This is a genomic window from Roseivirga sp. (genome assembly GCF_034669765.1).
GTDB lineage: Bacteria > Bacteroidota > Bacteroidia > Cytophagales > Cyclobacteriaceae > Roseivirga.
Map to the genome: position 1 here is coordinate 1 of NZ_JAXMOQ010000001.1, position 24,488 is coordinate 24,488.

General features: G+C 40.1%; 26 protein-coding genes. 5 read left to right on the plus strand and 21 right to left on the minus strand.

What is annotated here, in order from left to right:
• The 3 genes from VOI17_RS00005 to VOI17_RS00015 form a co-directional block, all read right to left on the minus strand.
• Nucleotides 1-289 (minus strand): carboxypeptidase-like regulatory domain-containing protein (locus tag VOI17_RS00005; protein WP_323755182.1); only part of this gene is annotated, 289 nt, incomplete at its 3' end.
• A gap of 510 nt (nucleotides 290-799) precedes the next feature.
• Complete coding sequence (locus tag VOI17_RS00010; protein ID WP_323755183.1) at nucleotides 800-1,486, minus strand: hypothetical protein; 687 nt, start codon at nucleotides 1,484-1,486, stop codon at nucleotides 800-802.
• Nucleotides 1,487-1,564: 78 nt separating this feature from the next.
• Nucleotides 1,565-2,818 carry a cystathionine gamma-synthase family protein gene (locus VOI17_RS00015; RefSeq protein ID WP_323755184.1) on the minus strand — a complete coding sequence of 418 codons (1,254 nt, stop codon included), beginning with the start codon at nucleotides 2,816-2,818 and terminating at the stop codon, nucleotides 1,565-1,567.
• Nucleotides 2,819-2,967: 149 nt separating this feature from the next.
• On the opposite strand from VOI17_RS00015, the gene VOI17_RS00020 reads away from it, so the two are divergent.
• Nucleotides 2,968-3,432: an Lrp/AsnC family transcriptional regulator gene (locus VOI17_RS00020; protein ID WP_323755185.1), complete on the plus strand. Its 465-nt coding sequence runs from the start codon at nucleotides 2,968-2,970 to the stop codon at nucleotides 3,430-3,432.
• Nucleotide 3,433: 1 nt separating this feature from the next.
• Here VOI17_RS00020 and VOI17_RS00025 read toward each other — a convergent pair whose 3' ends face one another.
• From VOI17_RS00025 to fabG, 4 genes are all read right to left on the minus strand, one after another.
• A complete protein-coding gene (locus VOI17_RS00025) occupies nucleotides 3,434-3,856 on the minus strand; it encodes a DoxX family protein (protein WP_323755186.1) in 423 nt (140 codons plus the stop codon).
• A gap of 34 nt (nucleotides 3,857-3,890) precedes the next feature.
• Nucleotides 3,891-4,712 (minus strand): tetratricopeptide repeat protein, encoded by an 822-nt coding sequence (locus VOI17_RS00030; RefSeq protein ID WP_323755187.1) that lies wholly within the window; start codon nucleotides 4,710-4,712, stop codon nucleotides 3,891-3,893.
• Between the two features lie 77 nt (nucleotides 4,713-4,789).
• Nucleotides 4,790-6,916 (minus strand): hypothetical protein, encoded by a 2,127-nt coding sequence (locus VOI17_RS00035; RefSeq protein WP_323755188.1) that lies wholly within the window; start codon nucleotides 6,914-6,916, stop codon nucleotides 4,790-4,792.
• A 131-nt stretch (nucleotides 6,917-7,047) separates the two neighbouring features.
• A complete protein-coding gene (gene fabG / locus VOI17_RS00040; protein ID WP_323755189.1) occupies nucleotides 7,048-7,794 on the minus strand; it encodes a 3-oxoacyl-[acyl-carrier-protein] reductase in 747 nt (248 codons plus the stop codon).
• Between the two features lie 166 nt (nucleotides 7,795-7,960).
• Between fabG and lpdA the strand changes: the two genes are divergently transcribed.
• From lpdA to VOI17_RS00060, 4 genes are all read left to right on the plus strand, one after another.
• Nucleotides 7,961-9,358, plus strand: a complete 1,398-nt coding sequence (lpdA, locus tag VOI17_RS00045; protein WP_323755190.1) for a dihydrolipoyl dehydrogenase — start codon at nucleotides 7,961-7,963, stop codon at nucleotides 9,356-9,358.
• Nucleotides 9,359-9,487: 129 nt separating this feature from the next.
• On the plus strand, nucleotides 9,488-9,991 hold the full coding sequence (locus VOI17_RS00050; protein ID WP_323755191.1) for an RNA polymerase sigma factor: 504 nt from the start codon (nucleotides 9,488-9,490) through the stop codon (nucleotides 9,989-9,991).
• A complete protein-coding gene (locus VOI17_RS00055; RefSeq protein WP_323755192.1) occupies nucleotides 9,992-10,813 on the plus strand; it encodes an anti-sigma factor in 822 nt (273 codons plus the stop codon).
• A 461-nt stretch (nucleotides 10,814-11,274) separates the two neighbouring features.
• Complete coding sequence (locus VOI17_RS00060; RefSeq protein WP_323755193.1) at nucleotides 11,275-11,484, plus strand: hypothetical protein; 210 nt, start codon at nucleotides 11,275-11,277, stop codon at nucleotides 11,482-11,484.
• An 85-nt stretch (nucleotides 11,485-11,569) separates the two neighbouring features.
• On the opposite strand, the gene VOI17_RS00065 is transcribed toward VOI17_RS00060, so the two are convergent.
• The 14 genes from VOI17_RS00065 to pruA all read right to left on the minus strand — a co-directional run bounded on the left by VOI17_RS00065 (nucleotide 11,570) and on the right by pruA (nucleotide 24,483).
• On the minus strand, nucleotides 11,570-13,825 hold the full coding sequence (locus VOI17_RS00065; RefSeq protein ID WP_323755194.1) for a TonB-dependent receptor: 2,256 nt from the start codon (nucleotides 13,823-13,825) through the stop codon (nucleotides 11,570-11,572).
• A 130-nt stretch (nucleotides 13,826-13,955) separates the two neighbouring features.
• Nucleotides 13,956-14,447, minus strand: a complete 492-nt coding sequence (locus tag VOI17_RS00070; protein WP_323755195.1) for a hypothetical protein — start codon at nucleotides 14,445-14,447, stop codon at nucleotides 13,956-13,958.
• The gene (locus tag VOI17_RS00075; RefSeq protein WP_323755196.1) at nucleotides 14,447-15,742 is read right to left on the minus strand and encodes a hypothetical protein; all 1,296 of its coding nucleotides are present in this window, start codon (nucleotides 15,740-15,742) and stop codon (nucleotides 14,447-14,449) included. Before VOI17_RS00075 ends, VOI17_RS00070 begins: the two co-directional genes overlap by 1 nt.
• 75 nt (nucleotides 15,743-15,817) lie before the next feature.
• On the minus strand, nucleotides 15,818-16,363 hold the full coding sequence (locus tag VOI17_RS00080; RefSeq protein WP_323755197.1) for a DUF4331 family protein: 546 nt from the start codon (nucleotides 16,361-16,363) through the stop codon (nucleotides 15,818-15,820).
• 25 nt (nucleotides 16,364-16,388) lie between these two features.
• On the minus strand, nucleotides 16,389-17,045 hold the full coding sequence (locus VOI17_RS00085) for a DUF4331 family protein (RefSeq protein WP_323755198.1): 657 nt from the start codon (nucleotides 17,043-17,045) through the stop codon (nucleotides 16,389-16,391).
• Between the two features lie 84 nt (nucleotides 17,046-17,129).
• Nucleotides 17,130-17,687 (minus strand): fasciclin domain-containing protein, encoded by a 558-nt coding sequence (locus tag VOI17_RS00090; RefSeq protein WP_323755199.1) that lies wholly within the window; start codon nucleotides 17,685-17,687, stop codon nucleotides 17,130-17,132.
• Nucleotides 17,688-17,840: 153 nt separating this feature from the next.
• The gene (locus VOI17_RS00095; RefSeq protein WP_323755200.1) at nucleotides 17,841-18,401 is read right to left on the minus strand and encodes a DUF7010 family protein; all 561 of its coding nucleotides are present in this window, start codon (nucleotides 18,399-18,401) and stop codon (nucleotides 17,841-17,843) included.
• Between the two features lies 1 nt (nucleotide 18,402).
• Nucleotides 18,403-19,122 (minus strand): response regulator transcription factor, encoded by a 720-nt coding sequence (locus VOI17_RS00100; RefSeq protein ID WP_323755201.1) that lies wholly within the window; start codon nucleotides 19,120-19,122, stop codon nucleotides 18,403-18,405.
• A complete protein-coding gene (locus VOI17_RS00105) occupies nucleotides 19,119-20,159 on the minus strand; it encodes a sensor histidine kinase (protein WP_323755202.1) in 1,041 nt (346 codons plus the stop codon). The genes VOI17_RS00100 and VOI17_RS00105 overlap by 4 nt, the downstream gene beginning before the upstream one ends.
• 63 nt (nucleotides 20,160-20,222) lie before the next feature.
• Nucleotides 20,223-21,101, minus strand: coding sequence for an alpha/beta hydrolase (locus VOI17_RS00110; protein ID WP_323755203.1), 879 nt, complete (start codon nucleotides 21,099-21,101; stop codon nucleotides 20,223-20,225).
• A 261-nt stretch (nucleotides 21,102-21,362) separates the two neighbouring features.
• Nucleotides 21,363-21,788, minus strand: a complete 426-nt coding sequence (locus VOI17_RS00115) for a hypothetical protein (protein WP_323755204.1) — start codon at nucleotides 21,786-21,788, stop codon at nucleotides 21,363-21,365.
• 35 nt (nucleotides 21,789-21,823) lie between these two features.
• Complete coding sequence (locus tag VOI17_RS00120; protein WP_323755205.1) at nucleotides 21,824-22,258, minus strand: PaaI family thioesterase; 435 nt, start codon at nucleotides 22,256-22,258, stop codon at nucleotides 21,824-21,826.
• Nucleotides 22,251-22,742 (minus strand): hypothetical protein, encoded by a 492-nt coding sequence (locus VOI17_RS00125; protein WP_323755206.1) that lies wholly within the window; start codon nucleotides 22,740-22,742, stop codon nucleotides 22,251-22,253. Before VOI17_RS00125 ends, VOI17_RS00120 begins: the two co-directional genes overlap by 8 nt.
• A 112-nt stretch (nucleotides 22,743-22,854) precedes the next feature.
• Nucleotides 22,855-24,483, minus strand: a complete 1,629-nt coding sequence (pruA, locus tag VOI17_RS00130; RefSeq protein ID WP_323755207.1) for an L-glutamate gamma-semialdehyde dehydrogenase — start codon at nucleotides 24,481-24,483, stop codon at nucleotides 22,855-22,857.
• Nucleotides 24,484-24,488: the final 5 nt, after the last annotated feature.

Sequence of the window (24,488 nt, forward strand, 5' to 3'; positions counted from 1 at the left end):
ATTGAACGTCAACGACTGTCTGACTGCCGATAACGACTTCTTGAGTGACATATCCTATAAAACGGAAAACTAAAGTAGTCCCGTTTTCAGGAATAGTTAGTTGATACTTCCCATCTGGATCAGTAGGTACCCCCGTAGTGGTCCCTTTGATAACTACGGAAACATTTGGGATCGGTACCTGGTCTGCGGCTCCTACCACTCGTCCAGATATTGTCCGTTCCTGCCCGCTTAGTGCTGTTGTCAACAGCATTAAGACAAGGAACCGAAACAATTGTAATGGTCTCTTCATGTTGTTTTGTTTTTGTTTAAAATAGCTCTAAACCTAAGGAATAGATTATTATGCCAAAATTCGTTACTGAAGTATGAATATGTGTTTACGTAGTTGTTTCCTCACACTATATGCTGATAATGTGGTACTATGCTAATATTCGTTGAGTGCGTGGGATAGATTAAAAGGAATAGGTGATTTTAGCATCGGCTAAATATTTATCTGAAATTTCATATTATGATATTAGGATAGTGATTCATTTATGTATTTCGTACAGAGTATATCTGTTTTAACCTATTCAGGCCAAGATTAACTTTGGCTTCTGCTTAAATAGATTTAGTTAATATTTACTATTATTAGTAAAATATAATTTTGATTATTTCTATAAATGATGATTGGCAGTGACTTCCTGCTAGCGGCATTTCCGCATAAAAAAATAAAGGGGGCAGGTTAAACCTTTTTATTCTTTTGTTGTCAGCAAATCTGCCTTCTTAAACTTGATGCTTTCATAACAGTTGTTAACAGGCTTGCCTAATAAATATTATTTATGTTAATATTCACACCATTATAGAGTATGTGGTCTTGAGCTACCAAGGCGCCTGACTTAAGGGGTAGATAATTCTCCCAGCTAAATTCCATTCCGCCAAGGGGTAAAATGGCAACCCACATTTTTACAGAAAGCGGTTGATAGTTTTCGTCTAGAATCCAGACATAGGAATCACCCGGAGTTGTGCCGCCTGAAGTATAGGTAATCATTAAACCTTCACGACCATCTTTAAGTGTAACAAGGCTTCTTTCCGTTCCAGGGTCGAAGGCTTTGAAAGGAGCGCAAAGCCAGAAGCTATCATTGTTGAAGTAGCCAAATGCTTGTTTGATCAGTTTTTCCTTTCCTTCCTCCCTTATTTTTTCAGGCTGAATAACTTGCCCTGTTTGACTGTTAGTATTGAGCAAAACTTCGTTTTCACCCCACCTCACGAGAACAGCGTTTTCCTTTCGGTTCCATTCATAATGATGAATTCCCTTGAAAGTCCATGAAACTGTGGCTGTACTGTCCCAAGCAGATTTATTTAAAGCGGCCATCATACTCATTGCTGTTTGGTCGGCTTTTGGGCCAGCCGTTCCATCAGGTAGGCTTTCGTTTTTAACCAAATAGAAAACAAAAAGCCCCAGAATAAGGGTAAGTAAGGTTATAGCGAGAATTCGGAACAGTTTTTTCATACCCAAAGTTAAACGGGAAATCCATAATGACTCAATTAAGGACTCCCGGTTTAACTAATTTGGGGTGCACTATATTTTTTATACGTTCTTTAAGGCTTGTTCAATATCCCAGATAATATCGTCTTGGTGCTCTACACCAATAGAAAGGCGGATAAGCTGCGGACTGATGCCGTATTTTTCTCTGTCTTCTGGTGAAACTCCCGCGTGCGTCATCGAAGCCGGATGCTCAGCCAATGACTCTGTACTGCCAAGGCTTACAGCAAGTTTCATTAGTTTTAGATTATTCAAGAATTTGAAAGCTCCCTTTTCAGTTTTGTCGGCTTTTATTTCAAAAGAAACCATGGCGCCAGTGCCTTCGCACTGTTGGTCGAAAATCCGTTGTTGGTTTTCGTCTTTGATATTTCCCAAATAGAAAACTTCACCCACTTTTGGATGATTGATTAAGAATTTAGCCACTTTCTGGGCATTCTTTTCTTGAATATTCATTCGTGCTTTCAGGGTTTCCAAGCTACGCATTAGCAACCAGCCTGTCCATGGACCAGCCATGTTACCTAAGAAAGTTCGCATGCCTTTTACACGCCCCATTAATTCTTTTGAACCTAGACAAGCGCCTGCAATTACATCGCTATGGCCTCCAATATATTTTGTGGCAGAATAAAGTACCAAGTCGGCTCCATGCTTTAAAGGGTGTTGCCAAAGTGGTCCCATGTAAGTATTGTCAACCGCTACTAAAGTTTGACGCTCTTCTGTACTATAGCGATTGGCCAATCGCTTGCACATCACCATATCAATAAGTTGATTAGTAGGGTTGGCAGGTGTTTCTATATAGACCATATTTACCTTATTGCCAAAGCCACTTTTTTCAATTCTATCGACAATTTCCTCTTCTGAATCCTTCGAGCCAAAAGAGATAACTTTAATGCCAAATCGGGTAATGATTTGCTCAATGAAATGGCTAGTTCCACCATATACAGGTTGGCTATAAAGAAGGACGTCACCTGGACTTAAAAACTCCATTAATACGGTGGTAATAGCCGACATTCCGCTTTCAAATACAGCGCAGTCTTCAGCTTTGTCCCAAAGTGTTAATCTGTTTTCAAGAATTTCAAGGTCAGGATTGTTCAGTCGGCTATAAATTAACCCAAGCTCTTCGGTTTCACCCTTTTCGCGTAAACCGTAGGCCACCTCAAAAAAGGCTTTTCCTTCTTCTGCCGTTTTAAAAACAAAAGTACTGGTCTGAAAAATTGGGCATTTTAATGATCCTTCGGATAGCTCAGGTTTGTAGCCATAAGACATCATTAAACTCTCTGGGTGAAGCTGTGGATTGTTCATGTTGTTTTTTTATACAAAATTAGCACGAAAGCCGTCTATTCTTTCATTACTTATGTATTAAGAAAATATATCTAAATCTTCTTAATTAATAGAATTTAATTCTAAATTGATTCTTCTTTACCGAAGTGTTTAGAAAAATATGCTACAAAATGGTTGATAAAATTGACAAACAAATTCTAAGGCTCATGCAACTAGACGCCAAAAAGACGACTAAGGAAATTGCTGCGGCCTTAGGTCTAACTACAACTCCCGTGCATGAACGAATTAAGAAGCTTGAAAGGGAAGGCTATATTCAACAATATTCAATCAGAATAGATAGGAAGAAGGTAGGTTTGATGATGATGGCTTTTTGTAGCGTTTCCTTAAAAAACCATGAGCGTGCTTTTATAGAGAAATTCGAGGAAGATATTCAGTTGCTAGATGAGGTAATTGATTGCTATCACATTGGCGGAATGTTCGATTACTTGTTAAAGGTTCTGGTACCCGATATGGACGTCTATCAGAAGTTTATCTCTAAGAAGCTTGCAGACTTAGATAATATAGGCAATGTACAAAGTTCATTCGTGATGTCCGAAATCAAGCATTCGGCACAAATTCCAGATCAATTCCTTTAGGCTAGAAACTTCTTTTCCTAAATAACTTCTGATCCAGAGAATACTTTCCTGGGCCTGTAATGAATAAGAAAAAGAAGGTTAGAAGATAGAGAGCTGGCTTTTCTTGTGTGCCAAATGGGTCAGAAATATGTACAACAAATAGTGCTACCGCCATAGTGACCATCAGGGGTACAAGTGCATAACGGCTGAATAAACCCAATATTAAAAGTAGAGAACAGAGAAACTCAGCCAATACCGCTAGACTAAGTGAAACTTCTACCCCTAAACCTATAGGGTCGCCAAATTGGAAATTACCTTCAATGAGCTTTAAAAACTTGGGGTAACCATGCGTAAGCATCATTATTGCCAGACCTACTCTTAAAAGTAACAATGCAAAACTGGTAGATGAATTATGATTTCCTGTAGCGAGAAGTTTTTTGAACATGGCGATCGTTTATTCCTCTAAGGTGAAAAATAAACTAGTTTTTGCAAAACTCTTTTATGTATTCGGCAGCCAATTCATCGTCTAGCTTTGCCGCCTTTTTGAAGTCTGTGCAAGCTTCGGCTATTGTGTATTTAGGTGAATTTTGTTTGGCCATTCCTCTTCTTGTGATGGCCTCAGCATACTCAGGGTCAATGGCGAGCGCTTGATTAAAAACTTCAATAGCACCATCCCAGTATTCACTAAAGAAATAAACAGCTCCTTTGTTAAAATAGGCTACAGCTAACTTGGGGTCTAACTTAATGGCTTTATCAAAGTCTTTAATGGCTCTAGATTGAGACATTGGCCCGGCCCTAGCATAAGCAGCACCTCTGTTTACATAAGCCAAAACGTTTTCGGGCTGTGCTGTAATTACTTTAGTAAGGTCTAGGATTGCATAGCCATGTTTAAATAGTTTTACATAAGCATTACCTCGTAATTCAAGGCCTTCAATATTTTCAGGATCTTGACTAAGTACCTTATTTATATCCATAATCACTCCTTTGTATAGCTGGAGCTCATAAGAACATTTCGCTCTGCCCAGTAATGCTTTCTTAAGGTTGATGTTTCCTCTAATTAGATAAGTGAAATCGTCATATGCCCCTTCATAATCCTCAGTTTTCACCCTAGAAAGCCCTCTGTTGAAAATTGCCGCAGCATTATTTGGCTCTAGCTTCACTACAATGTCGTATTTGACCACTGCCGCTTTGAAGTCGCCTTCGCCAAACAGTATATCGGCTTCTTCTTGCGTGGCTTCCATGCCGCAGGCAGTTAGGGCCAGAAAAACCATTAGGCTTAAAAGAGTTTTCAGGGAATTCATACTCCTAAGTAAACTAATATTTTAGTTTAATCAATGAATTATATACGAAAAGATTTGGCTTTACCTTGTTGTATGAATTAGTAGCTACCGTTGTATTTTCTAATGAACCATTCTGTTGAAACCAGCACTAAGAAAAGGAGTAGCAACCATGGGTAATTAATGATAGACAGTAGCTTTTCATCAGACCGCGTGATGGATTTCGCAGCTAGCTTTTTAAAGTAATCTGAGGCTACATTGATGCTTTCTTGAGAAATAAATTCACCACCTGAATTATTCGCAATGTTCTTTAATAGTTGGTGATTGGCCGTAAGGTTAATGTTCTCTAAATCTAATTTTTGAACTGAAAAAGTACCCTGAGCAATTTCTCGTTTTCCGTTTACTGTAGCCGAAGCTTCAAAGCTATAAACACCCGGTTTTAAGCCTGTTACCTTGTAGTTACTGCCAGCACTATTTACATAATTGAGTTCCTGCGTAGCCCCTTGTTCATCCGTAATAGTAAGGTCAATGTTATGGTCATAAACTTTCTCATAAAGCTCGTTGTACACTTCAGTGTTAAACTCAATTGCCTCACTATCATAATATTGATTTCGTTCTGTGTTTACCCTGAAACTACGCTTATCATCTTTGGTGGCCAAGTATTGAATCAGTTTGCCCATCAGATTATTGAACATTTTCTGATCGTTATTAAGGGCGTATTCCTGTAATGACCATTTCCAAAAGTCAGACCCAGAGAACACTGCGGATTTCAACTCATCACCATTATATATACTCAATAATGGGCGTTGCGTAGGTACGGAACCTATACGCTGATAAAGTAAAATGTCCGCTTGGGTTTTGAACTCGAACTGGCCATAAGGAACGGAAATAGGAGGATATTCCGCAAGACGTTGCGCTAATATTTCGTCTATTTTAAACAACTCAAAATTTTGGTTGAAGTAAGGCCCTGCATTGTCCGACTGTCCTGCACTGTTGTAAGATAACACAGGGTTTTTTTCGTTGATGGCATTTAAAGAAGCTGTTCCTGTAATGTAAAAGCTATTGGTAGTTTTGAGGGCATTGTCTAACCAACGGGGTAAGCTTTCAAAAGTAGGCAATTGATGTAAAACAATGAGGTCGAAAGGCCCTTCAGGAACTTCAGTACTTATTCCAATTATATAAACTTGGGTTTCGGTCCCTTCATTTTGGTCAATAACATTGCGCAAGGCTTTAATGTCGGGGTGAGGAGCGCGGGCTGTAATTAGGATTTTTTGCTTACTATCCACTATTTCTAGAAAGGCCTGTTGGGTGTTGTTTAAGGTTGAGTTTTCTCCCTCTAATGGAATAATTTGTACTTGATAAGTTTCAATGCCTTTTGCTTCTGCATTCAGAATAAATTCAAGTGAATTGACCTGTTCATCTCCTTTTGGGCTGAAAGATTTTTCTTCAATCACCATCCCTTTTTTCAACACCTGAACCTTCACACTTTCATTCACGAAGCCATTGTTAAAGACTTCAACCACAAGTGGAAATCGGTTGCCTTCATAAACAATCTTGTTATAATTGAGGCTCTTAATACTCAAGTCTTTGGATGGAATAGTATCGCCCAAACCGATAGTGACTACAGGGAAATTGAGTTGAGTAAACTGAGGTGAAATACCATAATTATGAATTCCATCGCTGGCGAGAACAACACCCGCCAAGTTTTGCTGTTCATAATCACTAGAAATTCCTTTGAGTAAAGATTCTAGGTTAGTCGCGTTTTGGTCATAGCTAACCGCTTCAATACTGGTCACATAATCTTGAAAACTTTTGACTTTTACTTCATAACCCTCCTCGCCAATTTGCTTCGAAACTTCCGCCAGCTGACTTTTTAATGATTCAAATTCATCCGCTTCATAAGTGGCGGGCATAGAAGCTGAATTATCCACTGCGATTACTACCACTGGCTTCTCTTCGAAAAACGAAACCTGATTAAGGAGTGGCCCCATGAGTAAAAAGCAGAGCAGAGTAACGAGTACAAAACGCAGCCCAGCCAATGCACGGTTAGTGTTTTTCGACCAAGGTGTTTTTTTAGAATAGAGTAGAAACGAGTAAAGTGCCCCAGCCAATAAACAGAAAAGAATAAACCACGAAGGGACATCTGTTTTAAGAAGAAGGCTAGCGAATATCAATTGACAAACTACATTTATGGGGTGAATTCCGAATTGGATTTTCAACAAATCCATTTAAGCTAAGTAAGATACGAGAAGGTAATTAAATAGTTAGCGCCTTTATTTCAACGTGCTAAATCCTGTTTTAAGGGGAAGTAAAAACACGTTTTTGCGATAAATGCACTAACTATTCTGAGCATTTAGAATCAGGTTAGCATTCCGCCATCTACCTGAAGGGTTTGGCCAGTAACATAAGCCGACATATCTGAAGCCAAGAAAAGACAAACGTTAGCCACATCTTCTGGAGAACCACCTCTTCTCAAAGGAATAGCATCCCTCCAACTTTGCACCGTTTTTTCGTCTAATGCATCTGTCATTTCGGTTTCAATAAAACCAGGAGCAACCGCGTTTGAGCGGATGCCTCGTGAGCCTAACTCTAAAGCTACAGATTTGGTAAAACCAATGATTCCTGCTTTAGAAGCTGCATAATTGGCTTGGCCAGCATTTCCTTTTAAACCTACTACGGAAGTGATATTAATGATAGAGCCTGCTCTTTGCTTCATCATGGTTCTTGTAGCGGCCTTTACGGTGTTGAAGCAAGATTTGAGGTTAACATTAATTACATCATCCCACATTTCTTCCGACATTCTCATTAAAAGATTGTCGCGCGTAATGCCCGCATTGTTGACCAAAATATCTAGGCTTCCGAATTCAGCGACTACAGCTGTTACTAATTCTTCAGCGGCAGCAAATTCAGCAGCATTCGATCTAAATCCTTTTGCTTTAATGCCAAAAGCAGCAAGCTCTTTTTCCAAGGCTTCACCTTTTTCAACACTCGACAAATAAGTGAAAGCTACATTGGCCCCTTCTTGGGCCATTTTGGTGGCAATTGCTCTACCAATTCCTTTCGATGCACCAGTTACTAGTGCTGTTTTTCCTGTTAATAAACCCATATTTCTGTTTAACAATTAAATCGGCTTGTGGTTATCTCACCAAGCGTCTTTGTTTTTTAATCCTGTTCAAAGAAAACGAAAAGGATTAATACCTCCAATTCGACTATTTTATTTGCGAACATTTGGCTTAACTTTGCCGCATTGAACAGAAAAAACCTCATAAAATATGGCTACTAAATACGATTTAATAGTAATAGGCAGTGGACCCGGTGGATATGTGGCAGCGATCAGAGCTTCTCAATTGGGTATGAAAGTTGGCGTGGTAGAGCGCTCAGAACTAGGCGGAATATGCCTGAACTGGGGTTGTATCCCAACCAAAGCATTACTTAAAAGTGCTCAAGTATATGAGTATGTTCAACACGCGCAAGACTACGGAATTAAGATTGACGGTGGTTTTTCGGCTGATTTTGACGGAATGGTAAAACGTAGCCGTGATGTAGCAGCAGGGATGAGCAAAGGAATCCAATTCCTATTCAAGAAAAACAAGATTGATCATATAGAAGGCTTTGGTAAGCTAAAGGCAGGTAAAAAAGTTGAAGTAACAGGCGCAGATGGTAAGAAAGTAGACTATTCTGCCGATAGCATTATTTTAGCGACTGGTGGTCGTTCTAGAGAATTGCCAAACTTACCAATTGACGGAAAGAAAATTATTGGTTACAGACAAGCCATGGTGCTCGACAAACAGCCAAAATCTATGGTAATTGTTGGTTCTGGAGCTATTGGAGTTGAATTCGCTTACTTTTATAACTCAATTGGAACAGATGTAACCATTGTTGAATACATGGACAGAATTGTTCCAGTTGAAGATGCTGAGGTGTCTAAACAATTGGAAAGAAGCTTCAAGAAAGCAGGCATGAAAATCATGACCAACGCAGAAGTTACTTCAGTAGATACCAAAGGAAAAACTTGTAAGGTAACGGTGAAGACCAAAAAAGGGGATGAAGTTTTAGACGCTGACGTAGTGCTTTCTGCAGTAGGTGTTTCTACTAACTTAGAAGGAATTGGCCTTGAAGACCTGAAGGTGAAAACCGAAAAAGGGAAAGTAATTGTAGACGATTTCTACAAAACAAATGTAGATGGCATTTACGCCATTGGCGATATCGTTCATGGCCCTGCATTGGCCCATGTAGCATCTGCCGAAGGCATTATTTGTGTTGAAAATATTGCTGGTAAAAAACCAGAAGCATTGGATTACGGTAACATCCCAGGTTGTACTTATTGTCAGCCAGAAGTAGCTTCAGTAGGCTATACCGAAGCTGCAGCAAAAGAAGCAGGTTACGAGATTAAAGTGGGTAAATTTCCATTCTCAGCTTCAGGAAAAGCAAAAGCAGGTGGAGCGAGCGATGGTTTCGTGAAGCTAATCTTCGATGCCAAATATGGCGAAGTACTAGGCGCTCATATGATTGGAGCGAATGTAACTGAACTGATTGCCGAAATGGTTTCTGTAAGAAAACTAGAAACTACTGGGCATGAGATCATTAAAACGGTTCACCCTCACCCAACCATGTCTGAGGCCATTATGGAAGCAGCAGCTGCGGCTTATGATGAAGTAATTCATTTGTAAACCACGGTTTATAATAATATATTTAGAAAGTAAAGGGCTTGTTGAACAAGCCCTTTACTTTTACAAAATAACTTACGACCAATAGCACGCACCCCAGACCATATTGAAGAGCAAGACTTGATTCTGAGATTGAAAAATCAGGACAAGGACGCACTATCATATTTATATGATAAGTATGGCGCAGCTTTGTTTGGCGCAGCCCAGCGGATTGTGCAAGATGAGGACGTGACGGCTGAGGTAGTTCAAGATATTTTCTTGAAAATTTGGAATAAAATTGCAATGTATGATTCTAAAAAGGGACGTCTATTTACTTGGATGCTCAATTTGACGAGGAATGCTGCCATTGATAAAATCCGTTCCAAAGAAATAAAAAGGAGTGCTAAAACTGATTCTATAGACGAGTACGTATATACCATCGACCGACAAAATAGCACAGAGACCTCAGTTGATGGAATTGGTGTAAGAGAGTTAATGGACGACCTTGTGGAAGAACAAAGGTTTGTCTTACTTAAGGTATATTTCGAAGGCTTTTCTCATTCAGAAATTGCTGACGAATATGATATACCCTTGGGCACAGTGAAGTCTCGTTTGCGATCGGCCTTAAAACATTTAAGAAATAAAGTACAGTTGTAATTGGATATTAAAGAATACATAGCGTCTGGCATACTCGAAGAATACATCTTCGATACGCTCTCCCCACAAGAGCGTATAGATGTAGAGTTGCGCCTAGCTGAGTATCCTGAATTGCGTGAAGAATTAAACGCTATTGAGGAAAGCTTGGAAGGCATCGCCATGGCTACTGCAATCCAACCACCTGCAGATCTGAAAGCAAACATTATGTCGGCTTTGGTCGATAATCTGGGGGGATTGAAAGAAGAGAGTACGCAACAAAAGGAAGCACCAAAGGTTATTCCGATGCCACAAACCAATAGTGGTATGTGGAGGTATATGGTGGCCGCTTCGCTAACCATAGCGCTGGTAACATCATACTTGGCTTATGATTACCATGGAAAATGGAAGTCTTCTTCCGATGCTTTTGCCCAGCTGCAAGCGCAGAATACGCAAATGGCTGAACAGTATAACCAAGTGAATAATCGCTTGGATGGCTTGGTGGCTGATATCGATATTATTAGCGACACCGATTTTAAACGCGTGAATATGGGGGCCGTAGACCCAACCCAATCATATGCGGCAAGTGTTTATTGGAATGCCAAAACCGATGAAGCTTACTTGAATATTAAGCAGTTAAAAACATTAACTGAAGAGCAACAATACCAGCTGTGGGCCATTGTAGATGGAGTACCAGTAGATATGGGCGTGTTTGATTTTGATGTAGAAGGGCTGATGAAAATGAAAGATGTTCAGAATGCCTCCATGTTTGCGGTAACCATTGAGCCTAAAGGCGGAAGCGTGAGCCCTACACTTGATCTGATGCAGGTAGCTGGAGCAGTTTAATGTTTAAAGCTCTTATTAAAGAAATTAAAAAACACCTCTAGAGGTGTTTTTTTTGTGCCATTATACTTAAAAATTATGGCCCCTAATATTAATGGAAGACTGAAAATACCATGCACTGCCGTTTTCTTTTCCTGAGTACCGCGTTCGCAGGAGCTTTAGCGGATGAGAAACGAAGGATCTATTTAAGGGTTTTCTTAGCTTCGAATACTGGAACGGCCTAAAATTTTACCGTCACTCTGAGCCCCTTCCTTTTTTGACGAGGACGTTCCGAATTCTCGGGAGATTCCTTTGATCAAGGCACAAAATTATGAGTGCTTTTTCGCTTTCTTAGTGAGACATCCAAATACAACTGTGTAATAATATACACACCTTTCAATATCAAAAACCCATCTGAAGTGCTTGAAACGTAATGGAGCGTTAATTGCATTTTTGTTTTCAATACCAACTTAACTTGAAAAATCATGAAGATCATAGGAACAATATTACTCGTAGCCGGAATTTTAATGACCATTTTTACCGGGGTTGATTTAGTCACCAAAAAGGAAGTGGTCGATCTAGGCGTTGTGGAAATCAACAAAAAAGAAAGTAACCCTATTTATTGGTCTCCCATTACCGGAGGTGTTATTGCCGTAATAGGTGCTATAGTACTGGTAGCTGGTAAAAAGAAATAAGAACTGAAAAAAGGAGCCTCACCTTACGGTGAGACTCCAATCAGAAAATCAATTGCTTGAATTCCCTTGTCAAAGGTCTTTTCATTTAGAATTTAATTGCAACAGATAATCTCGCTTGAAATGGTGTGCCTGGTGTAAAGTGTATTTCACTTACAGACTGGGCTTCGTTTCGTAATCTTGATTCTGTATCGAATTGTGCTTCCCTCCACTCTGCATTCAGAACATTTTCTATAGAAATCCCAAAGTCGAAGGAACCAATTTCATAGTTCAAAACGGCATCCAATAAGAAATACCCTTTGGCAACAATACTGTTGTCTTCATTTGCGGCTCTATCGTCTAAATAACGGTAGCGCAAACTTCCCCTAAAACCCTTTTTTCCTTCATAATTCAATCCACCAATACTGGTGAAAGTAGGCGCTAATGGAATGAAATTCTGTCCTTCGGCATCATCTACCGATTTAGGATCTGTATAATTCATGTCCATATTGGCGTATAATGAAGGTGTCAGTTGGTAGCGAATCGTTAAATCCACCCCTTGTCTTTGTGTTTTTCCTCCAGCTTCTACCACGCCTTCATCACCCACATAAACAAACTCTTGGTCCAAATTAAGGCGCCATAGCGCTACATTAACTAAAAGGTTTTCAGTGGGTTTCCAAAGTGTACCAAGGTCCACACCATAAGCTTTTGGCAGAATATCGTTTCCGTTTTGGGCCACCACAACTCGTGTGTCATTTGAATGGTAACCAATTCCTGACTTCATGTAGATGTTTAAATTCTCTCCAGCCTCATAGCTTAGTTTAAATTTTGGCGTCAGAATTCCTTTGTTTTGCACTTGCCGGTTATAGGTTGGCGTAAGCGCATCCACGTAATCGAAAGTGAAGTAATCATACCTCAAGCCCGTGGTTAATGAGAGCCTTTTTGTCAAATCCAATTGCTCTTCGGCATAGAGATAAACGCTTGATTCTCTTACATCTCCTCGGGCCAAATCCGACAGCACTTCTTTTCGGTTCAATGTTCTGGACAGACGGATATCATTCACTTGGTCATATCTAAAACCGGTTCCAAATTCTGTAGAAGCTTTTAGCCCAAAAAGATCCCAATTGTTCCAATAGCTATTATTACTACCATAGATCTGGCGGTTTTCGCTTTGGGTAATTTGATCACCGTTGATCGGGTCGTTCAAGAAAAAGGTGAAGTTAGAAACCAGTTTGAAGTCATAGTTTGACATAAACGCCTGATTTTCAATAATTCCTCCATCCGAAAGATCTGTAGTCAATTTGGCATTCAAATTCACTCGGCTAGTTTGTCCTCCTTCAGTGTCGTCTATCGCTCCAAATCTAGAGATTTGTCCACTTTCGATTGCCCTTAAGGGCACTTGTCCCGAAGCATCCCAGCTACTTGTAAAAGCAGAAGTTGATAGTTCTAAAGTTTTGTTATCTGAAAGTCGCTGATGGAATTTTATCAAGGTATTGAATCGGTTAAAATTCTGTGAGCTTTCAAAATAGCCATCAGTACGGAAGTATTCAGTAGCCAAAAAGAGGCTTGGATCTTTGGTGGTTTTTGGCTCTAGTAAATTGAAAAGCCCCACCGTTCTGAAAGTACCAAATTGACCACCTTCTATTTTGAATAGGTTAGACTCTAATCGTTTTTTAGTACTGAAGGCTGCAAAACCCGCAGTGTTGAAATCTCCTTTGTTGGCATAATATGGGCCTTTATCAAAGGCAACTCGTTCAATGGTTTCTGGAATTACAAAGTGCAAATCAGAATAGCCTTGACCATGCGCATGCGACACCATATTCACTGGCATTCCATCTACCGAAAGGGCAATATCTGTTCCGTGGTCGATATCAAAGCCACGAAGGAAAATTTGTTCTGCTTTTCCTCCTCCAGCATGTTGTGCAATGAAAAGGCCTGGTACAATTTTCAGTACATCTTGCGAAGTACCAATGGGTCTAAGTTCAATGTCCAATGCTGAAATAGTTGAGGCATTTTGCGCTAAGTTTTGGGTTACTTGAACATCGCCAAGTGAAAGGGCTGATGGCTTAAGCGTAAGTTCAACTTGAGTTGTCACTCCTTCCTTTACCGCTACTTTTTGGTTTAATTTTTCGAAACCAACGAAACTAATTTCCAATTCATATTCACCAGTTTTAAGGTTTTGAATGGAAAATTTTCCGTAACTATTTGCTGCTGTGCCTACACTTGTTTGTGCAATGGCAACACTGGCGCCTACTAAAGGTTCGCCTGAATCTTGATCTATAATGGTGCCCTTGATTTCTCCTGTTTGGGCAATCAGACTGCTAGTCATTAGACACAGCAATCCTATGATGAATTTAATTTTCATGTTCATTAATGTTAAAGCCTCATGAGCGACAGATTGATTTTAAGACATTCCAATCCTGATCAGGACAAAGAAGTTGTTCTGTGCTCAATAATAATTTGATGTGGCCAACAAATGAGTTGGCGGGCGAGGATTAACACAGACCTGACGGTGGTGGGGTGACGGGTTCCGTTCGGAGACTTTTGTAAAGGGTTAGGTAATAATGTTCAGTTTCTGAAAGCTTGAAATTTGATGTAATGCATTCGATTATGCTGTTGGATTGTGTGTATACAAAAACGAAAAGTGGACTCAAGGTTTCATTATTTGCAACATCTTGGTCCTGGCCATTCAGTTTGTTGAATGCATTAGTATGGTCTTCAATATTATGGCTTTTGATTACCACCGTTTCGACATGACCGTGATTATTATCAGCATGATGCACTTCTTGATTCTGAGGAGCATTATGCTTTTGGTGATCATTGTCTTCTTGATGATCATACCCATGGTCGTGTTCGTGAACTTGACCATGGGTATGAAATGGATTTTTAAAGTCGTGTAAAATTTCATGACCAGCTGAAGCCACCCCATATCCAAATAGGATCATCACATAAGTGATTAGAAGTCCCGTGGCGACAGATTTGATCATTAGCTTTTTAACGCTTGTTTGATTTTTTCAGTAGTCAAAGGGCCTAACTCAAAAGTGCTTTCTAAAGCCTCTTTTAAGTATGCGTTACCTTTTTTCTCAAAGTTGTTATTTTTGAAAATCACCCCCAAATGATACAGTACCTCTGGATGTGAAGATTTGTCTTCAATATGGTTTTTAGCCAGTTCCAAAGCCTTCTCGTTATTTCCACTTTGGAAATACGACCAAGCCAGTAAATCATACATTTCAGGGGTTGGTCTTTTCTCTTGCTCTGCAGTTGCTCTTGCTAAGGCTGCATCTTGCATTTTTAAATCTTCAGCCTCCAATAAGATCAAGTACTTATTGTACATTCCTAAATATTCGGGTGAAGATGCCTGAGCGTAGTAAGTCTTTTTTAACTCGGTAGAAAGCACCTCATTATTTTCATACTCAGCAATTTCAGCCAAAATGAAATTGATTTGAGGATCGTTATTATGCGTTTTTACCTTGTTTAAAATTCGCTTGGCTTCGGTAGTATTTTTATCGTGAGCAAAGTTGATCCAAGCAAGGCCTTGTAATGAATGCCAGTGCTCTGGATTTTTGTTCAACACTTCTAAATAAGCGTTATAGGAATCCTGAATTCTTCCAGCATGACCATACATATCGCCAAGATTAGATTTTGCCCAAGTAAAAAGTGAATTATCAGCTTTTACTCTTTCAAAGGCTTGTTCCATCAACACAATCGCTTGGTCAAGGTCTCCATTATGATCTGCTAATTTTGAAGCCCGTACTAGGTAATCAAAGGTACTTTTGTTCTCCTGCATTTTCAGTATACCGGTTGCTCTTTGGTATTCACCGAGCTCCATTAGGGCATCGAATAGCAAATAATAAGTACTTGTTTTTTTATCGCCTTCTATCAAGGCCATTTCAGCGTAATTTTTCGCATCGATGAACTCATGTTTGGTGATAGAATTTCCACTTAATGCTTGGTATAAGCCTGCTTTACTAAAAGGGTTTAGTTCAAGAGCTCTTTTATAAAGACTATCGGAAGTATAGATGTGTTCTACCGATCCATCGAGTCTGAATTTTCTACTGTTTAAACCAGCGAGTTTACTGATGTAGGTGAAGCTATTAGGGGAGATTGAAAGTTTGTTTTCCCAGAATTGGATTTCTTCGTTCAGTGTTTCTAAAGATTGTTGTGAAGGTGACTCCTCTAGAAACTGATTGTAATCTGCCGAATCGGCAATTTTTTGTTCTGACGCTTTGCTTTGACAAGAAAGAACTGCGCAGCTAAGTAATAGCCAAATTAGATTTTTCATGATTATAGTTTTTGAGGTGGGAAAAAGTAGCAGCCTTGAATAGACTTTCAAGACTGCTGCTTGGTTATTTGTTGCTTACCAAGGTGTGGCCAAGTAAGGGAACGTAGACAAGAATGCTTTGTCGTTTGCACTTACATTATCATCCGTAAGACCTGGCTTTTCAGTAGCATCTGGGCCACCAAAGATCAAAATCAATTCTACTGTGATAACGTCATCGGCCAAAGCTCTACCTGTTAACACGTTGGTGCCATCATAGAAAGTTGTTGTTCCGTCTAATGATACACTCAATACATCTGTAGCTAAAGCTCCTGTAAAAGCAGCAGCACTAAAGGTCAGTAAGTTGGTCGTATAATCTGGGTTTAAAGCCAATAGTTTGGCTTGGAAAGCCGACTGAAACGCAGCGCCTTGGGCAGAAGGAACAGTGGTGTTGAAATTGTCTTTTTGATCTGCTGACACAAATACTGTGTTGATTGCAGGTCTACCCATTTGGTCTTCTTGTACATATGTAGTTGAAGTTTCTGGAGTCATTTCTCCGTCATCGTCACCACATGATAAAGTTCCTAAGGCTAGCGTGCATACTGCTGCTACTGCCCAAAATTTGTTTATATATGTCTTTTTCATCTTAGTATCTTTTTCTGGTTAAAAATTATTGCTTTCTATTACTGGTTACCCAAGTATTGATCGTTCCTGATCCACCTACGGTTGATTTTGGAACCTCAACTACTACAGACATTACATTGGTGCCTGCGAAAGTATCGGATCCCGGGCTGTTGAAACTTGTTGCGTTTCCAGCAATGATTTCACCATACTGAGCAAAGTCCATGAAGAATGGATCATCTCTTGGGCCAGCGAAAACTTTCATTGCACCTGATGTTCCAACAGTAGCATTAGCACCATAAGCTGTAATGTTTGCTGTGGCTGTTGCCGTCATTGATGAAACGATTGAAGAGGTTAAACCAGTTCTTGTGGGTGACATTGGGCCATAAACGTAAACTTTACCGTCTTTGAAAGTACACTGGATCACTAAGTCTTCAATAGCATCTCCAGTATTGTCGATATTGAATTCAATCATTACGTTCTCATCAAAATTTGCTGATGCGGAGGCCGATGGTGATAATAAACCTTGAAGGTTGGCTACGAACACAACGTTCGAGCTCGTTTCAGGACTTTGGAATGCGTAAAAGTCTGTGATATCCGAAGATGTACTTGCAACGCCAGGGGCATCAATATGATCCGCTGCGAAAAGGTAGACTGTGGCGATTAGGGCCAAACTACCGAGGGTGATTACTGCTTTTCTTTTCATAATGTTATTAATTTTTGACAATAAGAATCCCGGATTGATATTTTATCAATCTGATTTGTAAATAGTTATGTAAAATTTGATGGTTTACTTAGGAAGTACGACCGAGTCGATTATATGGATAACTCCATTGGACTGGTACACATCGTACAGGGAAATGTTGGATGAGTTTCCTTTCTCATCTGTTAATGTAATGTTCTTTTCACCGTTCATTTTGGCAATTAATATGCCTCCACTTACAGTTGTTAATTTTGCCATGCCGTTGCCTTTTTTGATGGCTTTCATAATGGCTTTTGAATCCATTCTACCTGCCACAACATGGTAAGTAAGAATTTGAGTCAGCATTGTTTTGTTTTCAGGCTTCAATAGTGTTGCTACTGTTCCTTCTGGTAATTTGTCGAATGCTGCATTGGTGGGTGCGAAAACCGTGAATGGTCCTGCGCCTTGCAAAGTTTCTACCAAGCCTGCTGCTTTCACTGCGGCAACTAGGGTAGTGTGGTCTTTAGAGTTAACCGCGTTTTCAATAATGTTCTTCATCGGGTACATCTTTTCTCCCCCTACCGTTACGGTGCTTTGGGCTTGAATTGAATTTGCTCCTATGGCGAAAAACGCGATCATCAGTAATTGTGTGATTTTCTTTTTCATTAGATAATTGTTTTTGATTTCGGTCATACATACGGAGCCCTATGCACGACTGGATTTAGGGGGAGGGAAAATTTATTTTTCGCGGTGCTTAATGAAAGCACTAAAGGCAAAAGAGACTTATAGAAAGAACTGAAGAATGATATGCTTCTTTCTTTATTCCTGAGAACGGACGCTTTTATAACTTGAAAAGGTCCAAATACTCAAGACCAATAAACAGCTTACCATGAATGCCGCCACAAAAAATGAAGGCGTCTCAATTGTTCTCGTGCCAAGGATAGCAGTGCCAACCGATATTACGCCTGCCATGACCGAATAGCTTTTTGTTTTATAGAACCAGCCATAAGGAAAAAAATGAGCTCCAGTGATAATGGCCAAAGCCATCACCATTTGGCTTGGGTTTTGGTTAAAAAAGATGAACACGAAAGGAAAATAGAATAACTGGGCGAAATTGAGCCAAAGCCCCAATTCGTTGAGGGGGTTGTTTTCAATTTTCCATACTGTTTTGAACACCTTGGAAAATATCCAGGCCAAAGGCATTAAAGGAGCGGTACAAAAGAAGGTAAATAACGCCCTTTGTTTGTCTGAGTAGGGTAATTGCCACACAATACTAATCAAGAGCCAGCAAATTGAGGCGGCCAAGATAAAGTTGACACCATTCTTATTTTGAATTATGATTTCGTGCCGAAGGGTATTGAATGACTTTTGACTTTCCATTTTAAAAACTCATTACTTCTCTGAACTTAATACTCTGCCTACGTGAGACCTCTATTTCTTCACCATCCTTTAAATAGACTTTAAGGGTGCCGCTAAACCAAGGTTCAATACGCTGTATATATTTTAGGTTGATGATTTGCTGGCGATTGGCGCGAAAGAATACTTCCGTGTCTAGGCGAGACTCCATGTAATTCAGAGAGCGAGGAATCATGGGTTTTTGATCTTTGAAGAAAATGCGGGTATAACTGCCCATGATTTCTAGGATTCGTATTTCGGCCAAATCCACGAACCAACAGGTTTCTCCATCCTTCACAAAAACCTGATTATTTAAACCCAATACGTTTTTGTCTTTTAAATCTGACGCACGTTTTCTAATTTTTGCTGCTGCTTTTTCTAGCGCTAAAGCCAAACGGTCGTCTTTGATTGGCTTCTGAAGATAGTCCAAAGCGTTATGGTCAAAAGCCTTCATGGCATAATGATCGAAGGCGGTAGTGAAAATAACTTCTGGTGCATCTTCCAATTCCTGAAGCAATTCAAAGCCATCTTTTCCTGGCATCTGAATATCAAGGAAAAGCAGCTCAGGCTTTAGGTCGATAATTTTTTCCAAAGCATCCTCCGCATTTTCAGCTTCGCCAATGACTTGAACATCATCTCTGTTTTTCAGCAAGTGCTTAAGTTCTTGCCTTGCCAAATTTGAATCATCTATAATTAGAGCTTTCATGACAATGGAATTTTGAGTGATGCGGTTACCGTATTTCCCGAAGAGTTTTCAACCTTGAGTTCGGCAAAATGGCCAAACAGGATTTTTAAGCGTTCGATCAGGTTTTTCAATCCAATTCCTTCACGTTTACTCTTTGCCTTGAGCTGGCCATCGTTGCAAACTTCAATTCTCAGGTGGTCATTTTCAAGTACCGACCTGATCAGTATATTTCCACCAGCAGTCATTTGAGAAACCCCATGTTTGATAGCATTTTCCACCAAAAGCTGAATGGCCATGGGCGGAATTTTGATGTCCAAACTGCTGTCATCTATTTCAAAAGCATAGGTCAGTCGATCGTTGAACTGAATGGATTCCAGTTGTAGGTAATCTTTCACAATGGCGATTTCCTGACCGAGCGTTACTTTTTCGGCTGCATTAAATTGGATGGAATAACGCAGAAGTTCCGAAATATGAGTGACCATGGAGCGTGCTTGTTCAGGGTCGGAAAGAATAAGCGACCTGATATTATTAAGTGCGTTAAACAGAAAGTGAGGATTGATCTGGTTTTTAAGTATCGCCAATTCTGCCTCTTGCAAAGCCGAGGTAAGCTCAAGCTTTTCTATTTCACTTCTTCGGTTGCGCTGAATAACATGATATGCAAAATAGAGGGTTGACCAACTGGCCATTACAATGGAAACACTTCCAATAAAACCGACAAAGTTTGTCCAACTAAATGGCATGATGCCTTTTAATGGGAGAACCAAATAGATGAGCAAATGAATGAAGGATTGCGAGAGGGTAGAAACTACAATAGCCCCCAAGATCAATTTTGGCAGTAAGGATTTAATGGATAACTGTGTCCAGTCATTCCTTTTAATAAACCAGCGAAAGAGGTGTGAGAAAACAAACAGACAAACCCCAATGATTAACTGGAGCAGCAATATATTTGGAGATATGTTTTGAGGGCCAGCAAAAACATAGATCATGCCGATGCTAAAGAGGGTGTAAATACCCCAGCCAAAAATTTGGCAGAGCCAATAGAGTGTCGATTGCTTCATCTTTTTTCAATTGAAAGAATGGCATAAGAGTCACTGGCTCTTATGCCATTCTGCTAGGCTAATTTATAAGAACTTTTTCAACCAATTCTGAAAGAATTCAGGATCATCCCACATAATAAAGTGATTACCAATGTCGGTCATGTCTACCTGAACTCCTTTTAAGTTGGCATATTGGTCTGTATAAAGTTTTAAAGTACTTTCTCGGGTCGAACCAAATGATTTGTAAGCTACCCAAGCACCCAATACTAAGGTTGGTACTTTTATTTTGCCAAGCTCGCCTCGGAGATCGGTGGTGTACATTTCGTACATCGACTCACCTACAGTTTCCTGATCGCTATCAATCGCCCATTGGGTAGCAATTTCAATTTGAGCTGGGTCATTAATCATACTGACAAGCATTTGGCGCTGGTAGGCTTTTCTTCCTTCAATCGGTTGACTGGCAGAAGCTACTACTTGAGTCTTCATCGACTTGGCCATTGGCTTGGCTTCTTCTGCTGTCATGCCGGGCATCATTACACCTGTCATAAAGGGTAGTGCATCCACAATCACCAATTTTGAAGCCAGATCAGGGTTTTGAATACCAATGTTCAATGCTAAAAATCCGCCCAAACTATGACCAATAATGATGGGCTTTTTCAACTTTTCTTTTTGGATGTATTTGACCACTTCATCTTTCATTTTAGCTAAATACTTTCCTTCATGATCGGCAAGAGGCGCATTGCCAGCAAAACCCGGTAGGGTGATGATGTGGTACTCGAAGTTTGTATCTAAGGCTTCAATGGTAGAATCCCATACTTCGCCAGAACAGGTGAGCCCAGGAATAAGCACAACAGGCTGACCTTTGCCCACTACGCGGATGTTTAAACCGGGGTCTTGTGCTTTCAGCTGAAAACTGATGATACTTAATACCGCGACTAGAATTGTTGTTTTGAATTTTCTCATGTCTTCTAAATTTTGTTGTACCCAAAAGTACGTGGGCTCAAGGCCCTTTTTGAAGACATTTAAGGGAGCGGAAGAAAATCCTCGGGAGTGGAATGACCTATCATTACCGTCACTCTGAGCGTCTTACCCTGAAAGGGAAGACCGAAAGAGTCTGTTGGACTAACGCACAAAACCATTGGCAACCACTTTCCCCCTCAACCGAAAGCAGTCAAACAAAAACATAAAGGAATACTGGAGGGGGCTAGGGGGAGGATTTGAGGTCTAATTCCTATTTCTTAAATACCACATAAATGCAATAGTAAGAATAGACCAAAAAAGCAGGCTAGCTAACTTTATTATGAAACGTTGTCTAGCAATTCTTTTATAACCTCCTGCTCGATAAAAACCGTCCTTTGTTTCCCATGAGGAGAGCTCTGGCCCGCCATCGTTGTTGTGTGACTCAATACCAATTGGAAAGATGAATAGAAGTATCATTTGAGCAATCGTCATTGATTTATTTACTTTTTCACTCCTGATTTTATTAACAAACTGCTTCTCGGTGAATGCTTTTTTAAGCTCTTCTTCAGTGAGGTTTCGGTTTTTTATTTCATTATCAATTTCTTCTTTTGGGTAAGAAGAACGTTCGTTATCTAATTCAAACAAAAGCTCTACTGTTGATAGTTGTTTGATATTTCTTTTCACTTTCATAATACTTAATCTATGAAATTAGGTAACCAATTTTTCTACCCAGGTAGTTCTTCCAACCTCTTCGGTCCCCTCACAAAAACACCTTCGCCATGAGCAACGAGTTTTCCTTCTTGGTTATAAATTTCAGAACTGCTGATGATTTCCTTTTCGTTAACGGAAACTACTTTTCCGATGGCCTTTAAACGATCTTCAAAAACGGGACGCCTGAAGTGGATAGTATAAGATTTTGTAAGTAGAAAGAAGGTTTTCTCCACAGAAGCCGAAGCAAAATAAGCCGAGTCGTCCAGCAACTTAAAGTAGATAGCGCCATGCATGGCATCGGCCGCATGAAAATACTGACTGCCAATGGTGAGTTCCAAAGTGGCTTCGCGGTCACTTACGCTCAATTCAGAACCCGCGAAAATTCCTTGGTTCAAAGGAGCAGAATCAAATAGTCGTTCTAATCGTCTGTAGTGTTCTAGATCATTCATAATCTGGAATAAGTGCGAACTGAATAAGGTGATGTTTGATGTGTTTTCTATGGCAGAGCAACCATTCTTGAGCAGTTAAGGGGCCGCCATAAGGATGATTGGCGATAAACTCTGGCTCGGCTTCACAAAACTTTAAGAAGGTTGCTGTTTCCGCAATGAACTTCTGTTTGGCTTCATCAAGGTCAGCGAATCTTAATGGCTGTAATTCACTTTTACCATTGGGAGCAGGCACATTTCTGCGCATTGGGCTGTCCTTCATTAAGTACTCTTTCAGCTTTGGCCAATCTTCTTCCTTAGAAACCACAGGCACGTTAAATCTACCCATTGATAGTTTATAGACTACAATAAGGTGTTCCACCATATGTTGTGGAGTCATTTTGCCCCACAGCGGTTTTTGCTCTATAGTAAGTTGAGCCAAAAGCTCGGGTATGGTGGTGCTCAAGTAAGTTTCTACTTCTGTTTGAGAAAGGGGGTGATTGCTCATAGGTGCTTATTGTTGTAGCCTAAAGTTAATCCTTTGTGGCTATTGATAAAATAGACTTCCTTAAAAACTAAAAAGGCCTCAATTGAGGCCTTTTTAGATGTTTATTTAAGAATTACTCTCCCAAGAATGGGTATCTGTAATCGATTGGCGTTACGAATGTTTCTTTGATCAAACGTGGAGAAACCCAACGTAATAAGTTGATCATTGAACCTGCTTTATCATTTGTACCGGAACCTCTAGCGCCACCAAATGGCTGCTGTCCTACAACGGCACCTGTTGGCTTATCATTGATGTAGAAGTTACCCGCAGAGTTTTCTAAAGCTTTTATACCCACTTCAAGTGCATATCTATCGGCAGAGAAAAGTGCGCCAGTTAATGCATAAGGAGAAGTGTTGTCCACTAACTCTAATGTTGCTTCGTAATCATTTGGCTCGTATACATAAATTGTAATTACTGGGCCGAAGATCTCTTCGCACATTGTAGTGTACTTAGGGTCCGTAGTTAACAATACAGTTGGCTCAATAAAGTAACCTTTCGATTTGTCGTAACCACCACCGGCAATTACTTCTACTTTATCACTTGCTTTGGCATCGTCAATGTACTTGGCTATTTTATCGAATGATTTTTCGTCAATTACAGCGTTAACAAAGTTGCCGAAATCTTCAGTGCCACCCATTTTGAATGATTTCAAATCTGCGATCACATATTTCTTTACATCTTCCCAAAGGTTAGAAGGAATGTAAGCACGAGATGCAGCAGAACATTTTTGGCCTTGGAATTCGAAAGCACCTCTAGAGATGGCAGTCGCCACTTCTTTCGCTTTAGACGATTTATGCACCATGATAAAATCTTTACCACCTGTTTCGCCTACAATTCTTGGGTAAGAACGGTACTTATGAATGTTGCCTCCTATCGTTTTCCAAATGTGTTGGAATACGCCAGTACTACCTGTAAAGTGGATTCCACCAAAATCTTTGTGTTCGAAAATCACGTCACCTGCAGTAGGGCCATCTACAAAGAAAAGGTTGATTACACCATCAGGAACACCTGCTTCGCGGAATACTTCCATCAATACGTGAGCAGAATAAATTTGAGTGTTTGAAGGTTTCCAAACTACAGTGTTTCCCATCATGGCGGGTGCCGAAGGAAGGTTACCTGCAATGGCGGTAAAGTTGAATGGAGTTAAGGCGAACACAAAACCTTCTAGTGGTCTTTGCTCTACTCTGTTCCAAATACCTGGTGCCGAAGCTGGCTGCTGCTTGTAAATTTCGGTCATGTACTGCACATTGAACCTCAAGAAATCTACAGTTTCGCAAGCCGCATCAATTTCTGCTTGGTAAGCATTTTTAGACTGACCCAGCATGGTTGCTGCGTTCAATTTGTCCCTATAAGGTCCAGCAATAAGCTCGGCAGCTTTCAAGAAAATACTTGCTCTGTTTTCCCAGCTTGTGTTGGCCCAATCTTTTTTTGCTGCCATAGCAGCGTCAATTGCGGCTGAAACATGAGAGGCATCTCCGTTAGAAAAATGTCCTAAAATATGCTGGTGATCATGTGGAGGGCTAAGTGGAGATTTGTTATCAGTTCTCACTTCTTTTCCACCGATAAACATCGGAATGTCCACTTGTTTTGAACGCGCTTCGGCAAGGGCTGCTTGCAAGCTTTTACGTTCTGGAGAACCCAGAGCGTAGTCATTTATTGGTTCGTTCCTAGCGATGGGTACGTTGAAGAATCCTGTTGCCATAATTT

What these genes read in the sequence shown, in the direction of transcription:
- VOI17_RS00100 (WP_323755201.1), bottom strand. Translation starts at nt 19,122, where the DNA reads ATGAAAGCTCTAATTATAGATGATTCAAATTTGGCAAGGCAAGAACTT.
- VOI17_RS00060 (WP_323755193.1), top strand. Translation starts at nt 11,275, where the DNA reads ATGAAGATCATAGGAACAATATTACTCGTAGCCGGAATTTTAATGACC.
- VOI17_RS00020 (WP_323755185.1), top strand. Translation starts at nt 2,968, where the DNA reads ATGGTTGATAAAATTGACAAACAAATTCTAAGGCTCATGCAACTAGAC.
- VOI17_RS00015 (WP_323755184.1), bottom strand. Translation starts at nt 2,818, where the DNA reads ATGAACAATCCACAGCTTCACCCAGAGAGTTTAATGATGTCTTATGGC.
- VOI17_RS00125 (WP_323755206.1), bottom strand. Translation starts at nt 22,742, where the DNA reads ATGAGCAATCACCCCCTTTCTCAAACAGAAGTAGAAACTTACTTGAGC.
- VOI17_RS00095 (WP_323755200.1), bottom strand. Translation starts at nt 18,401, where the DNA reads ATGGAAAGTCAAAAGTCATTCAATACCCTTCGGCACGAAATCATAATT.
- VOI17_RS00070 (WP_323755195.1), bottom strand. Translation starts at nt 14,447, where the DNA reads ATGATCAAATCTGTCGCCACGGGACTTCTAATCACTTATGTGATGATC.
- VOI17_RS00115 (WP_323755204.1), bottom strand. Translation starts at nt 21,788, where the DNA reads ATGAAAGTGAAAAGAAATATCAAACAACTATCAACAGTAGAGCTTTTG.
- VOI17_RS00085 (WP_323755198.1), bottom strand. Translation starts at nt 17,045, where the DNA reads ATGAAAAGAAAAGCAGTAATCACCCTCGGTAGTTTGGCCCTAATCGCC.
- VOI17_RS00010 (WP_323755183.1), bottom strand. Translation starts at nt 1,486, where the DNA reads ATGAAAAAACTGTTCCGAATTCTCGCTATAACCTTACTTACCCTTATT.
- VOI17_RS00075 (WP_323755196.1), bottom strand. Translation starts at nt 15,742, where the DNA reads ATGAAAAATCTAATTTGGCTATTACTTAGCTGCGCAGTTCTTTCTTGT.
- VOI17_RS00105 (WP_323755202.1), bottom strand. Translation starts at nt 20,159, where the DNA reads ATGAAGCAATCGACACTCTATTGGCTCTGCCAAATTTTTGGCTGGGGT.
- VOI17_RS00030 (WP_323755187.1), bottom strand. Translation starts at nt 4,712, where the DNA reads ATGAATTCCCTGAAAACTCTTTTAAGCCTAATGGTTTTTCTGGCCCTA.
- lpdA (WP_323755190.1), top strand. Translation starts at nt 7,961, where the DNA reads ATGGCTACTAAATACGATTTAATAGTAATAGGCAGTGGACCCGGTGGA.
- VOI17_RS00065 (WP_323755194.1), bottom strand. Translation starts at nt 13,825, where the DNA reads ATGAAAATTAAATTCATCATAGGATTGCTGTGTCTAATGACTAGCAGT.
- VOI17_RS00080 (WP_323755197.1), bottom strand. Translation starts at nt 16,363, where the DNA reads ATGAAAAAGACATATATAAACAAATTTTGGGCAGTAGCAGCAGTATGC.
- VOI17_RS00120 (WP_323755205.1), bottom strand. Translation starts at nt 22,258, where the DNA reads ATGAATGATCTAGAACACTACAGACGATTAGAACGACTATTTGATTCT.
- pruA (WP_323755207.1), bottom strand. Translation starts at nt 24,483, where the DNA reads ATGGCAACAGGATTCTTCAACGTACCCATCGCTAGGAACGAACCAATA.
- VOI17_RS00110 (WP_323755203.1), bottom strand. Translation starts at nt 21,101, where the DNA reads ATGAGAAAATTCAAAACAACAATTCTAGTCGCGGTATTAAGTATCATC.
- VOI17_RS00025 (WP_323755186.1), bottom strand. Translation starts at nt 3,856, where the DNA reads ATGTTCAAAAAACTTCTCGCTACAGGAAATCATAATTCATCTACCAGT.
- VOI17_RS00090 (WP_323755199.1), bottom strand. Translation starts at nt 17,687, where the DNA reads ATGAAAAAGAAAATCACACAATTACTGATGATCGCGTTTTTCGCCATA.
- fabG (WP_323755189.1), bottom strand. Translation starts at nt 7,794, where the DNA reads ATGGGTTTATTAACAGGAAAAACAGCACTAGTAACTGGTGCATCGAAA.
- VOI17_RS00035 (WP_323755188.1), bottom strand. Translation starts at nt 6,916, where the DNA reads ATGGATTTGTTGAAAATCCAATTCGGAATTCACCCCATAAATGTAGTT.